This is a genomic window from Microlunatus sp. Gsoil 973 (assembly GCF_009707365.1).
Taxonomy (GTDB): Bacteria; Actinomycetota; Actinomycetes; order Propionibacteriales; family Propionibacteriaceae; genus Microlunatus.
In genome coordinates, this window is the sequence record NZ_CP046122.1 from 1,269,939 (window position 1) to 1,284,022 (window position 14,084).

At 69.7% G+C, this 14,084-nt stretch carries 3 protein-coding genes and 2 pseudogenes; 4 read left to right on the plus strand and 1 reads right to left on the minus strand.

All coding sequences use genetic code 11. The annotated features are described in order from the left end of the window. The first annotated feature begins 13 nt into the window (after positions 1–13). Together GJV80_RS05970 and GJV80_RS05975 are read left to right on the plus strand one after the other, a co-directional pair. A complete protein-coding gene (locus GJV80_RS05970; protein WP_154687107.1) occupies positions 14–1,018 on the plus strand; it encodes a hypothetical protein in 1,005 nt (334 codons plus the stop codon). A gap of 281 nt (positions 1,019–1,299) precedes the next feature. Further along, entirely contained in the window at positions 1,300–2,085 is a 786-nt protein-coding gene (locus GJV80_RS05975) for a bacterial transcriptional activator domain-containing protein (RefSeq protein ID WP_195909183.1), read from the plus strand. On the opposite strand, the pseudogene GJV80_RS05980 reads toward GJV80_RS05975, so the two are convergent. Beyond that, positions 2,036–3,392: pseudogene (locus GJV80_RS05980) on the minus strand (acyl-CoA carboxylase subunit beta). The gene GJV80_RS05975 and the pseudogene GJV80_RS05980 overlap by 50 nt on opposite strands. Before the next feature lie 287 nt (positions 3,393–3,679). Between GJV80_RS05980 and GJV80_RS05985 the strand changes: the two are divergent. Continuing rightward, entirely contained in the window at positions 3,680–10,984 is a 7,305-nt protein-coding gene (locus GJV80_RS05985) for a type I polyketide synthase (RefSeq protein WP_195909184.1), read from the plus strand. A gap of 32 nt (positions 10,985–11,016) precedes the next feature. Next, positions 11,017–13,625, plus strand: a pseudogene (locus tag GJV80_RS23720) (beta-ketoacyl synthase N-terminal-like domain-containing protein); the annotation flags it as partial. Between the last annotated feature and the right edge of the window lie 459 nt (positions 13,626–14,084).

Consider the following 14,084-nt stretch of genomic DNA (forward strand, 5'->3'; position numbering starts at 1 on the left):
AGGAGTGGCAGCCATGGCGAACAATCGTCGATTCGGTGGAGGGCGGCAGTCACGGCGCACCCGTCGCGGCGGGCGCCGCCCGGTCCGCGGTTCCCGGCCGCTGTGGCTCGAGCTGGGCGGTCAGCAACGCCTCCGGCGGCTGCACGCCGGACTACAGGTCAGGCGACAGCTGCTGCAACGCTGGTCGACCCAGGTCGACGACTTCGACGAGCGGGTGCTCGAGCGGTTGGACGAACTCGGCGCAGATCCTCGCGGCTATGACCCCGACTCGGTCGACGAGGACCGCCGGGGCCGTCGGCGGGACTCCCGTCGCGGTCGGGGTTCGGCCGAAGCAGACGACAGCGACAGTGACGACAGCGATAGTGACGACAGCGACAGCGACGACAGCGACGACGAGGCCGACGATCAGACCGATGACGGGCAGACCGACGAGGACGCCGAGGAGGATGACGAGGAGGATGACGAGGAGGGCGCCTATGACACCGGGGATGTCGACCTGGGCGGTCCGGGCGGACGACGACCGGTGCGCGGCGGCCGGGGTCGGCTGAACGGTCCGGGAAGACTGACCCGGCGCCCGCCGGGTGCGCGGCGGGCCTCCCGTCTGAACCGGGCGGGCGAGAGCGGTTACGACATCGGTGAAGGTGATGTCAGCGGCCGCCGCTGGCTTTCGGATTCACTCGGCGGGAGCGGCCGTGGCGGCTCCGGACAACAGGATGGGCGGAATCGCACCGGCCAGTCCGCCGGCAAGTCGACGGCCGCCCGGGGCGCCACCAAGAAGAGCACCGCTAACCGGGGCACGGCCAAGAAGAGCGCGGCGAGCAAGAGCACAGCGAAGAAGAGCACAGCGAAGAAGAGCACAGCGAGCAAGAGCACAGGACGAGGGAGCGCAAGGAAGAGCACTGCCAAGAGATCCACCGCCGGTCGGACTGGCGGGACAACACGCCGCAACACCGGCAGATCCGGGACGGCGAAGAAATCCGCCTCTCGGCGAACCACCAACCGCAGACGGGAAGGCTGATAGCCACTAGCGTTGAAATGTGGCCTCCGCGACGGCGCCCACAAACCCCGAGGCCGGTACGACGGTCGTACCGGTTCTGGCAGCCGGGTGGTCGCGCGGGACCCCCCACCCACCCATATCCAACGAAGCGCCTCGGGGGAGTTGTGTACGATCTCGCGTCTTCACAGCCAGTTCACCCGCCCGGATCGGGCGGTCATCGTGCCGATGTTCGGCTGCTCGACGGATTCCGTTGCGTCGTCGAGGACCAGGACATCGTTCTGCCACACAGCACGCAGCGGTTGGTGGCTCTGCTCGGACTCGGTGAGAAACCTGTCCCGCGGACCGAGCTGAGCCGAACCCTTTGGCCCGGTGTTGATCATGACAAGGCGTTGGCGGCGCTGCGGACGACGGTCTGGCGGCTCAATCGGGCATGTCCCGGTGTCGTCGCCCAGGATGCGGACTTCGAGCTCCGGCTGATCGCCGACGTCGACGTCAAGAACCTGGTCGCCGCGTCCCGGCTGGTGCTCGACCCCGGTCGTCGGATGGCGTCCGCCGACCTGCTCGACGGCTCAGTACTGGGCATGTTCCGGTCCTGCGTCGATCTGCTCCCGGGCTGGTACGACGACTGGGTGATGTTCCACCGCGAACGCCTGGTGACCATCCGGGTCGAGGCGCTGCGGGCGGCCGCGACACGACTGATGGAGGACCGTTATCTGCCCGAAGCGCTGGACCTGGCACTGGCCGCGATCAGTGCAGAGCCACTGGACGAGCGGACCCACATGCTGGTCGCAGCGGTGCATCTGGCGCAGGGCAACGTCTCCGAGGCCGTCCGGCAGTACCACTTGTGCGCCCGGGTCTTCGCCCGTGAGCTGGGTGTTCGCCCGTCGGAGCGGTTCCGCCGGATGATCCCCAACGGCCATCGCCGGGACCACAACCAGACGATGAACCGGGCGATCAACCAGGCGATCAACCAGGTGACAGAGCAGGCAACCGACCGGGCAGCACGGACCGACGCCGCCCGCGAACCGACCAGCCCGATCAGCCCAATGCTGCCGAAAGAACCTGCCGGGTACGCGATGGCTCGATGATCTCGTCGACATGGCCGCAGGACAGCGCACGCCGCAGCCCGCCGGCGCCGTGCACGTAGCGCTGCGCCAGCGCGGCGCGTAACGCGTCGCGGTGCTGCGGCGGCGTGGCCGCGAGTTCCCGGCGGTGCAGGATGTCGATGGCGCCCGAGGGATACATCACACCGACCTCTGCACCCGGCCAGGCATAGACCGCGGTCGCGCCGAGGGACTTGGAGTTCATGGCGATGAACGCGCCGCCGTAGGCCTTGCGGATGATCACCGTGACCCGGGGAACATCGGCCAACGCGAAGGCATGCAGCAGCCGTGCGCCGCGGGTGACCACACCACCGGATTCCTGTTCCAGTCCTGGCAGATAGCCCGGAACGTCGACGAGCACCACCAGCGGGATGCCGAGCGCGGTGCATTTGGCGACGAACGCCGCGGACTTCTCCGAGGCGGCACAATCCAGGCAACCGGCCAGCTGGCAAGGGTTGTTGGCCAGTACGCCGACGGTGCGGCCGCCCAGCCGGCCCAATCCGGTGATCATGTTCGGCGCCCAGCGGCGGTGCAACTCGACGAACGGCGAATGCTGATCGAGCAGCACAGCCACCAGCGCATGCATGTCGTACACCTGGCGCGGCGACGGCGGGACCACCAGCGCCGGCCGCGGATCCGGTTCGATGATCACCGGATGGGCGCGTGACCTGGCCCCGAGCAGGCCGACGAGTCGCCGAGCGTAGTCCAGCGCCGCGGCATCGCTGGGCTCGCCGGCATGCAGCACCCCACTGCGCACTGTGTGCAGTTCCGGTCCGCCGAGTCCCGCCGCGTCGACCTGCTCGCCGGTCACCCGCCGTACGACATCCGGCCCGGTCACGAAGATCCTGGCGTCGGGACCGCTGACCACGAAGTCGGTCAGTGCCGGGCCGTACGCCGCGCCGCCCGCCGCCGGGCCGAGCACCACCGAGACCAGGGGGAACGTCCGCGGTGACGATGGCCCGGAAGACCCGGCCCATCCCGTGCAACGATGACGTGCCGTCCTGCAGTCGGGCCCCGCCCGACTGCCAGATCCCCACAACCGGCGCATGATCACCGACCGCTTCGCCGATCGCGCCGACGATGACGTCGGCATCGTCTTCGCCGAGTGCGCCGCCGGACCGCCGCGGATCGGAGGCGAAGAGCACGATCGACCGGCCGTCGACCGTGCCACGGCCGGCCCGGACCGACGAACCGGTGTCGGGAGCGACCCGGAGCGTGCCGGTGTCGGTGATCATCGTCATGCGGTGGAGCGGATCGGTGTCGAGGTGCTCATCCACTTCGATCGCTGACATCGCCGATTCCCCCTCGGTCGGTTCGACTGTCCGGTGCGCCACGAAGTTCCCTCGCCAGGCGTCACGTGGCAATCACTGGCGGATCACCGGCATTGATCATGACGTGGCCGGCGACCGGCGGGTGGTGTTGCCGTGCAGGGCGGCGGAACGGCCGCCGTGACGATGTTGTGACACCCTCCGGCCGAAGGTGAGGAGAGGTCGGACCGAGAGGTTGCGCCGACGACAGGAAGTGTGGAATGCCTGGTCTCTGCATACCGTCGTTCGAAATCGTCTGTGTCTCGCCCGTGATGGCTCGGGTCACGCCGGAGATACCGATCGCGGCTCGTCGTGCCGGGGCAACGGGAATCCTGGATCTGACCCATCCGGGGATCGGCGAGCTGCGCCGGGACCAGATGTCGGCTGTTCGCAGACTGCAGCAGCAACCCTCGGGAGGCTGGGGGATCCGGACCAACGAGCCGTACCGAGCCTCCTCGGTGCTCGCTCTCCTCGCCGGCTCGGAGATTCCCGAGCAGTCGGTGCCGACCCTGGTGGTGTCGCCGGCGGATGATCTTGTCGACGATCTGCCACGCGATCATTCGGGTGATCATCCGGTAGGGGACGGCTGGCCTGCGGTGATCGATGCCTGGCGGGCTGCGGGCGGCCGGATCCTGGTCGAGGTGACCGGCCTCGACGATCTGCGCCGGGCCGAGCTGCTGGAAGCCGACGCTCTGGTGGCGGTCGGCGCCGAGGCCGGCGGGTGGACCGGCGACGAGAACAGCTTCGTACTGCTGCAGCATCTGGCCAGGCTGACTCCGCTTCCGGTGATCGCGCGGGGCGGGATCGGACTGCATTCGGCGGCAGCCGCCTATGTGCTGGGAGCCGCCGGCGTGGTGCTCGACGCCCAGCTGCTGCTTACCCGGGAGGCTCCCACTCCTGCCGCGCTGCGTCGACGGTTCGAGCAATCCGACGGCAGCGAGACGATCAACCTTCACCAGGGACGGCGTCACATCCGGCTGTTTCCGCCGGCAGGACCACCCGGCCAACAGTTCGTTGATGCAGCGTTGCTTTCCGAAGCCGGCCCAGACGTCGGCCTCGACGTCGGCCTCGACGTCGGGTCGCCGGTGATGGCCGGGCAGGACATCGGCCTGGCCGCCGGACTCGCCGGCCGTTTCCCGACGGTCGGCCGCCTGGTGCAGGGAATCAGAGATGCCGTCGGCGATCAGGTCGCGACTGCCGCGCGAGCCGGCACGCTGGTCGAGCAGACCGCGCTGGCCCGGCTGCACGGAACGCGTTATCCGATCGTCCAGGGGCCGATGACCCGGGTCAGCGACACGCCGGAGTTCGCCCGCGCCGTCGCCGACGCGGGCGCACTGCCGTACCTGGCGTTGGCACTGTCACCCGCCCCTGTCGTGGATGAACTCCTGGCCCGAACAGCGGCCGAACTCGGCGACCGGCCCTGGGGTGTCGGCATACTCGGCTTCGTGCCGGACCGGCTGCGCGCCGCACAACTGGAGGTGATCATCCGGCACCGGCCGCCGTACGCTCTGATCGCCGGTGGGCACCCGGACCAGGCCAGACAGCTGGAGTCGGCCGGCATCCCGACCTATCTGCACGTCCCGTCGCCCGGACTGCTGCGGTTGTTTCTCGCTGCCGGCGCCCGCCGTTTCGTCTTCGAGGGCAGCGAATGCGGCGGCCACGTCGGGCCGCGAAGCAGCTTCGTGCTGTGGGACACCATGATCAGCGAACTGCTGCAGGCCGGCTCGGAGCTCGATCTGTCCGACGTTCGTGTGCTGTTCGCCGGCGGGATCACCGACGGCATCTCGGCTGCGGCGGTCGCAGCGTTGGCGGCGCCGCTGGTCGAGGCCGGAGCGGCGATCGGGGTGCTGATGGGTACGGCGTACCTGGCGACGACCGAGATCGTCGCAACCGGGGCGGTGACCCACGACTTCCAGCACGAGGCTCTCGACTGCCTCGGCACCGCGCTGCTGGAATCCGGACGCGGCTATCTGACCCGGTGCGCCGTCACACCGATCGTCGACGCCTTCCACGCCGAAGCCGAACGGCTGCGGGCGGACGATCGAGGACCGGGCGAGGTGCTCGATGCGCTCGAGCAGTTCAACCTCGGCCGGCTGCGCATCGCAAGCAAGGGACTCAAGCACGGTGCCGACGGCCCGGAACCGGTGCCACCCGCTGTGCAACGCGCGGAGGGCCTGTACATGATGGGCCAGGCAGCGGCACTGCGCGACGCGACGACGACCTGTGCCCAACTGCACCAGGACGTGTCGGCGGGCGCCGAGGCGAGCCTGCGGGCGGCGCGCCGGCGCCTCGACCGCGACCAGCACCAAGATCAGGAAACGGGTCCACAAGATCAGCGGGAACGGCACGATCAACAGGCGGCCCGGCACGGCGCCGACGGATACGCGATCATCGGCATGTCCTGTGTGCTGCCGGGGGCACCGGACCTCGACCACTACTGGGCGAACATCCTCGCCGGCGTCGACGCGGTCACCGAGGTCCCGCGGGACCGCTGGGATCCGGACCGGTACTTCGACGCCGACCCGACCGCACCGGACCACACCTACAGCAGATGGGGCGGGTTCCTCTCCGATGTGATCTTCGACCCGCTGGATTTCGGCATGCCGCCGAACTCCCTGCCGTACATCGAAAGCATGCAACTGCTGGCCCTGCACGCGGTCCGAGAGGCCGTGGCCGATGCCGGTTACGCCGGAGGCGGACTACCGCGGGAGACGACGTCGGTGATCTTCGGTGCCGGCGGCGGGGTCTCCGAGCTCGGCCAGCGGTACGCGGTCCGGTCGGCGTTGCCTGGACTGCTCGGCGGCGTGCCCGACGAACTGGCGAGCAGGCTGCCCGAGTGGACCGAGGACAGTTTTCCCGGTGTCCTGGTCAACGTCACCGCCGGACGGATCGCCAACCGGTTCGACTTCGGCGGGATCAATTTGACGGTCGACGCTGCCTGTGCATCATCCCTTGCCGCATTGGAGATCGGCTGCCGCGAACTGGATGTCGGGACCAGCGACGTCGTCGTTGTCGGCGGCGTGGACACCATGCAGAACTCCTTCGGCTACCTGGCCTTCGCCAAGACCCACGCGCTGAGTCCGAGTGGACGCTGCCGGCCGTTCGACAAGAACGCCGACGGCATCGCGATCAGCGAGGGCGTCGCGGTGGTGATCATGAAACGGTTGGCCGATGCGGAGCGGGACGGTGACCGGATCTATGCCGTGCTGCGTGGAATGGGCGGATCCAGCGACGGTCGGGCACTCGGCCTGACCGCGCCGCGGCCCGAGGGACAGGCCAGAGCCTTACGCCGCGCGTACGCCGCAGCCGGATTCTCGCCGGGATCGGTCGGCCTGGTCGAGGCTCACGGAACAGGGACTGTCGCCGGCGATCGCGCCGAGGTGCAGACTTTGCGATCGGTGTTCGAGGCGGCCGGTGCCCCGCAGCGCAGGTGTGCGATCGGTTCGGTGAAGTCGATGATCGGGCACACCAAGTGCGCTGCCGGACTTGCCGGGCTGATCAAGATCAGCAAGGCGCTGCATCATCGGACCCTGCCACCGACGATCGGCGTCGAGGAACCCAATCCGGACGCCGGCTTCCCGAGCAGCCCGTTCTACGTCAACACCAGGGCGCGGCCCTGGTACCGCTCGACGACGCCCCGCCGGGCCGCGGTCAGCGCGTTCGGATTCGGGGGCACCAACTTCCATGCGGTGCTGCAGGAGTACGACCCGGACCCGGTCCGTGACGCCGGGGTGTTGCCGGCCGAGGTCTTCCTCTGGTCCGGCGACGCCGCAGAGGTGTCCGCGGCAGTTGATCATCTTCTGCACCAGCTGGAACGGCGAGAGAACCACCCGTCGGCCGTGCCGCGGCTGTCGACATTGGCGGCTGCCACCCGCGCTCAGGCCCGCGACCGTGCCGCGGCCGGGCGTGGCGGCCGGCTGGCCGTGATCGTCGCCGATCTCGACGAACTGACGACCCGTCTGCGGCAGGTCAGACCGATGATCGCCACCGGCCCGGTGAACCTGCCCGGCGCATGGTGGTGCCCGGCTCTCGATGCCGGACCGATCGCGTTCCTCTACCCGGGGCAGGGGTCCCAGCGGGCCGGAATGTTTGGTGAACTCGCGATCCACGCGGAACCTGTCCGGGCCGCACTGGAGCGGGCATCAGACATACTTGACGGGATCCTGCCGAAACGGCTCGTCGAGGTCGTCCAGCCGGTCGACACGTTCACCGAGCAGGAGCGTCGGACGGCCGAGGCCGAGCTGCGGGCGACCCGTTTCGCGCAGCCGGCACTGGGCGCCGCGGCGGTCGGCCTCACCCGGCTGCTTGCCGACCACGGGATACGGCCGAGGGCCGCGGCCGGCCACAGCTATGGCGAATACCCCGCGCTGTGGGCTGCCGGAGTGTTCGACGAGGACTCGCTGTATCGGATCTCGGAGCTGCGCGGCCGCTGCATAGCCGAGCTCGGCGGCGGTGGTTCGATGCTCGCCGTCCCGGCCGCGGCGGAGCAGGTCCGTGAGCTGCTGGATGCCGGTCCGGATCGGCTCGACGAGGTGTGGTTGAGCAATCGAAACTCGCCGCGCCAGACGGTGCTGTCTGGCACGGTCGCGGGGCTGGAGGAGGCCGAGCGGAGATTGGCCGGCGCCGGCATCGACTGCCGGAAGCTGAACGTTGCCGCCGCCTTCCACTCGCCGCTGGTTGCGCCGGCGGCCGAGGCTTTCAGCGCGGCCCTGGCCGAGGTTAATCTGGCAGACGTAGGCGTCGCCGACACACTTGCGCCGGGCGGCACCGCGCCCGACGGGTCGATGATCACGGTGTACGCCAACGCCACCGCGAGCAGCTATGCCGGCACCGACGTCCGGGCGATGTTGTCCGAACACCTGCTGCGCCCGGTGCGGTTCGCCGAGGAGATCGAGGCGATGTACGCGGACGGCAGCCGCGTCTTCGTCGAGGTGGGTCCGGGTTCGGTGTTGACCGGGCTGGTCGACCAGATCCTCGGCGACCGGGAACACCTGGCGGTCGCCGTCGACGGAGGCGTACGGGGATTCCTCGGCGCCCTCGGCCGGCTGTGGTGCCACGGGGTGCCGGTGCACTGGCAGTCATTCGACCGGGACACGGAACCGCCGGGCAGCGTCGACGACGTGCTTGCCGCGGTGCCCCGGCCGTCCCAGACCAGTTGGCTGGTCAACGGCGCCGGTGCCCGGCCGCTGCACACGTCGGCCTCGCCGGTCGAACCGGTCCCTTACGTGGCGGAGCAGCACTTGGCTACGCCCGAACCGACCGTGGACCGAGCATCATCGTCAGCTCGGATATCGCAGCCGCCGAACCTGGGATCGCAGCTGGTGAGCAGCCTCCCGGCTGTCGACCGGAGCGCCGACCTCGACCGGCGCGAACTGCTCACGGTCGGACCGGACGGCGACGGGGCGTCGCAGGTGGTACAGGACTTCCAGCGGGTGATGGACAGGTTCCTGACAACCTCCCGCGATGTCATGATGCAATACCTTTCCCGACCCTCGACCGTGTCGGACGAAGATCACGCCGCGGTGATGAACCATGAACATGATGTCGACCACCGGTCCGACGTCGGCGTCCCGGACGCGGTGGATGATCACGCCGTCGACCCGGGACCGATCCTGCCTCGACTGCGACGACTGCTGGCCGAACGAACCGGGTATCCCGAGGAACTGCTCAATGACGACCTGGACCTGGAAGGCGATCTGGGCATCGATTCGATCAAGCGCACAGAGGTCGTCGGCGCACTGCTGCGTGATCTCGGTGGATCGGATGCCACCACCGCCGGTTCGGTGCGCAGCGTTCGGACCCTCTCCGAGCTCGCCGAGGCGTTGGAGAGGGTGACACTGCATCAGTCGGCAGGACAGCAGCCGGATCCGCAGCAGCCAGACCCGCAGCAGCCAGACCCGCAGCAGCCAGAACCACAGCAGCCGGATCCGCAGCAGCCGGAACCACAGCAGCTGCCGGCAGTGCAGACAGCCGCACTGCAGACGAGCGGTGACCGAGCCCCCGCTGCGGACCTGCCCCGGCTGGTGGCGGAGGCGACGCAACTGCGGCCGGCCGTCGCCGAGCTGCGGCCCGCCGGATCGGTGCTGATCATCGACCGTGGCAGCACCCTGGCCGCAGCCGCGGTGGCGCGCGGCTTCGCCGACCGGGACACTGCGACCCAGATCATCAGCGTCACCGACCCCGCCATCCTGCGGACCGCGTGCGCGTCGGCCCGGGATCGGCTCGGCGGGCCACCGGCCGGACTACTCTTCCTCGCCGATCTGGACGCCGAGGCTGATGTCGAGGACGATGCCGAGACGGCAGTCGTGCAGTCTCTGGCCGCGGCGGCCGGGAGTCTTGCGCCGTCGATGGCAGACCTCGCCTTCGTGCTCGCCGCCGTGCCCGACGGGACACCGGTGGCTGCCGCCGTGGCCGGATTCCTGGTCACGCTGTCCGCGGAATGCCCGGGGGTCCGGGTCTGTACCGTCCATCTCGGGCCGACCATCGGCACCGAACAGCTCTCCGACCTGCTGTATGCCGAATGCGGTGACCCGGCGACCGCTGCCGAGATCCGCTACCCGGATCGGGCCGGCGGTCCCGCCACCAACGGACGAACCGGCGATCACCGACCGCGCCGGACAACAACGCAGTTCCGGCAGGTGCCGCAGGCGAGGAACGGCCATTCGCTGATCCGGGATTCTGTCGTCCTGCTCACCGGCGGAGCCCGGGGCATCACCGCCCGACTCGCCGAGGGTCTCGGACGTCGCGGTACGGCGCAGCTGGTGCTCGCCGGACGGACCGCACTGGCCTCGGATCCGGTCGTTGAGCAGGTCGCCGCCGACCTCGGCACGGTTACCGGCGACACGCTGCGGGCCGGACTCGCCCGTCGGCTGGCGACAACGGGAGAGCTGCCCACCGCCGCTCAGCTGGAACGCAGAGCGGTCCGGTGGGAGCGGCGACGTGAGGTGTTGGACAACCTTGATCGACTCACAGCTGCCGGCATCCCGGCGGAGTACGTGGAACTCGACGTCACCGACGGGCAGGCGGTTGCTGCCGTGATCGACGGAATCTGTCAGCGACACGGTCGGCTGGACATCGTTGTACACGGCGCCGGAGTGCTGGCCGATCACCTGATCGCCGAACTGACTCCGGAGCAGATCGATCGCGTTCTGCGGACCAAGATCACCGGCGCCCGGAATCTGGCCGCGGCGATCCGGAAGGACTCCCTGCGCCGGCTGCTGATGATCACCTCGGTCGCGGGCTGGTTCGGCAATCCCGGCCAGGCAGCCTACGCGGCCGCCAACCGCGTGCTGGACGGGCTGGCCGTCCAGTGGGATGCGGCCTGGCCGTGCCGGGTGACATCGATCAGCTTCGGCCCCTGGGACGGCTCGGGAATGGCCACCGAGGAGATCCGCCGGCAGTTCCAGCAGCGGGGCATCGAGGTGATCGATCCCGAGGCCGGTGTTGCGGCGTTCCTGGAGGAAGTTGATCAGACCACACCGAGCTCCCATGTGCTGATCGGTCGCGGGCCCTGGCTCGAGTCCGCTGATCACCCCACCGACCGGGAAGCGATGACAGCAGCCGGGAGTCGATCATGAACGTGGCGAACGAGCCGGTCGCCATCGTCGGCATGGCGTGCATCTTTCCCGGTGCGCCCGATGTCGACAGCTACTGGAGCAACATCGTTGCCGGTGTCGACGCGATCGGGGAGCCGCCCGCCGACTGGCATGCCGATCGCTACCTCGACCCGTCGTCGGCCGACAACGATCGCGTCTACACCAGCCGTGGCGGCTGGCTCGGCGAGCTCGCGACCTTCGACCCGTTGTCCTACGGGGTGATGCCGTCCTCGGTCGACGGCGGCGAACCCGACCAGTATCTCGCGCTCCGGGTTGCCCAGGCCGCACTCGAGGACGCCGACCTGGCCGGCGCTGACCGCAGCCGAACCGGGGTGATCATCGGCCACGGCACCTACATCAACCGCGGTTTCGGCAACGTCATGCAGCACGGGGTCGTGATCGACCAGACGCTGCGGATCCTGCAGCAACTGCACCCCGAACACGATGCGGCCTGGCTGCGCGGGCTGAAGGAACGCCTGATCGCCGAACTGCCGCCGTTCGACGCCGGGATGGCGCCGGGCCTGGTGCCAAACGTGATGAGCGGCCGGATCGCCAACCGGCTGGATCTGATGGGCCCGAACTTCACCGTCGACGCCGCGTGTGCGTCGTCGCTGGTCGCCGTCGATCTTGCCATGACCGAGCTGCTGGCCGGCCGGTCCGACGTGATGTTGGCGGGGGAGTGCACACCTCGACACCGGCGCCGATCCTGCAGATCTTCTGCCAGTTGGAGGCCGTCTCCCGGTCCGGCCGGATCCGGCCGTTCTCCGCGGACGCCGACGGCACACTGCTCGGCGAAGGCCTCGGCTTCCTCGTCCTGAAACGGCTGGAGGCCGCCGAACGTGATCATGATCGGGTGTACGCCGTCATCCGGGCCGTTGGAATCGCCAGCGACGGCCGGGCGTCCGGCCTGCTGGCACCGCGGGTGGACGGCGAACGACTCGCGCTGGAACGGGCCTACCAGAGCGCCGGTGTCGACCCGTCGACGATCGGGCTGATCGAGGCCCACGGCACCGGAACACCGGCTGGAGATCAGGCCGAACTCGACGCGCTGGCCGCCGTGCTCGGCCCACCCGACGAGCACGGGCCCAACGTTGCGCTCGGCACTGTCAAGTCCATGATCAGCCACCTGTTGCCGGCCGCCGGGATGGCCGGCCTGATCAAGACCGCGTTGGCGCTCCATCACCGCGTCCTGCCACCGACACTGCACGAGGGTCCGACGCACCCGGCGCTTGCCGGCAGCCGGTGCTATCTCAACACCAGTACGCGTCCCTGGGTCCAGCCGTACGGCAGGCCGCGGCGTGCAGGGGTGGACGCATTCGGCTTCGGCGGCATCAACGCCCACGCGGTGCTCGAGGAATACCGCGACCCGGTTCGCGACGGGACTCGGCCGGCCCGACGGCCACCGATGCTGCGCTGGCCGGCCGAAGTCGTCCTGCTGGCGGCCGACGACCGGGCCAGGCTGATCAACCGGTGCCGGGAACTCCTCCGAAGCCTCGACGCGGACCATCGCCCCGGCGCGACCGACGACCTGCTGACCCGGGTTGCGGCCGACGCGGCCCTGGCCTCGCAGTCGCTCGTTGGCGGCGGCGAGCGGCTCGCCATCGTCGCCGGGACGGTCGAGGAGTTCTGCACCCTGCTGGATGCTGCCATCAGGGCACTCGCCGATCCGGCACGCCACCAGATCACCGATCCGCGCGGCATCTACTACACCGACCAACCGATGGGACCCGGCCGGCTCGCGTTCCTGTTCCCCGGTGAAGGGTCGCCCTATCCCGGCATGCTGGCCGAGGTGACCGTCGCCGTGCCCGAGGCCCGCGACTGGTTCGACCTGATGGATGCGGCGTTCGATGATCATCCTCGGGGTCTGCGGCCGTCGCGGGCGGTCTTTCCACCGCCGGGCGGTCCCGATCATGACGTACTGCTCACTCGCATGGACCTCGGTCCGGAAAGCCTGTTCGCGGCCAGCCAGGGGTTGCTCGCGGTGCTGGGCCACCTGGGGATACGGCCGGATGCTGCCCTCGGGCACAGCAGTGGTGAATGGTCCGCCCTGATCGCCGGCGGGGTGCTGAACACGGCCGACCGCAGCCGGGTGGTTCGCGACGTGCTGGCGCTCAACCGGGTCTACGAGCAGTGCCGCGATGACGGGTCTATCGCTGCGGCAGGCCTGCTCGCGGTCGGCGCAGCGCGCCCCGACGAGATCAGCCAGGCGATCGCCGCGTCCGATGGCGAGCTGACGATCGCCATGGACAACTGCCCCCACCAGATGGTGTTGTCCGGCTCGGATCGGGCGATCGCCGCCGCCGAGGCGGCCCTGTCCGCCGGCGGTGCCGTCTGCGAGCGGCTGCCCTTCGAACGTGCCTACCACACCGGGGGATTCGCGCCCTTCGCCGACCGGGTCCGTGAGCATCTGGGTTCCTTGGACGTCGGCCCCGCCGCCGTACCGGTCTGGTCGGCCTGCTCGGCGGCGCCGTTCCCGAACGAACCGGAGGAGATCCGTGATCTTGCCGGGCGACAGTGGGCCAGTCGGGTGCGGTTCACCGAGACTGTGCAACACATGTACGAGGCGGGGCTGCGCATCTTCCTCGAGGTGGGACCCGCCGCGCGGCTGACCGGCTTCGTCCGGGACATCCTGCACGGCCGCCCGTGCCTTGCGCTGGCCACCGACCCTCCGCCCGGCGGGCTGCGCGCCCTGTTGGCGGCGGTGGGTCAACTGTTCGTCAACCGGGTCACCGTCGACACCGGCGTGTTGTTCCGGGACAGGGTCCGGCCCGAAGCACAGTCGGCGCCCCGTCTGGCGACCGCGCTGCCCGTGCTCGACGTTCCGGCAGATCTCGGTGCACAGTTCCGTGTGGCCGGTACCGCGGTCGGCCCCCGGTTCCCGGCCGGCGTCCCTGCCGTGGATGGCGCCGAGGATCGGACTGTCGATCCCGACGCGAACCGCGCACCGGCCGGAGCTGGGGCCGCTGCAGCGGTCAGCGCCCACCTGCGAACCATGGAACACTTCCTGCAGGTGCAGTCCGATGTGATGTCCGCCTTCCTAGGTGGGCGGATGGCAGCGGAGATCGCCGACCACGGCATGCAG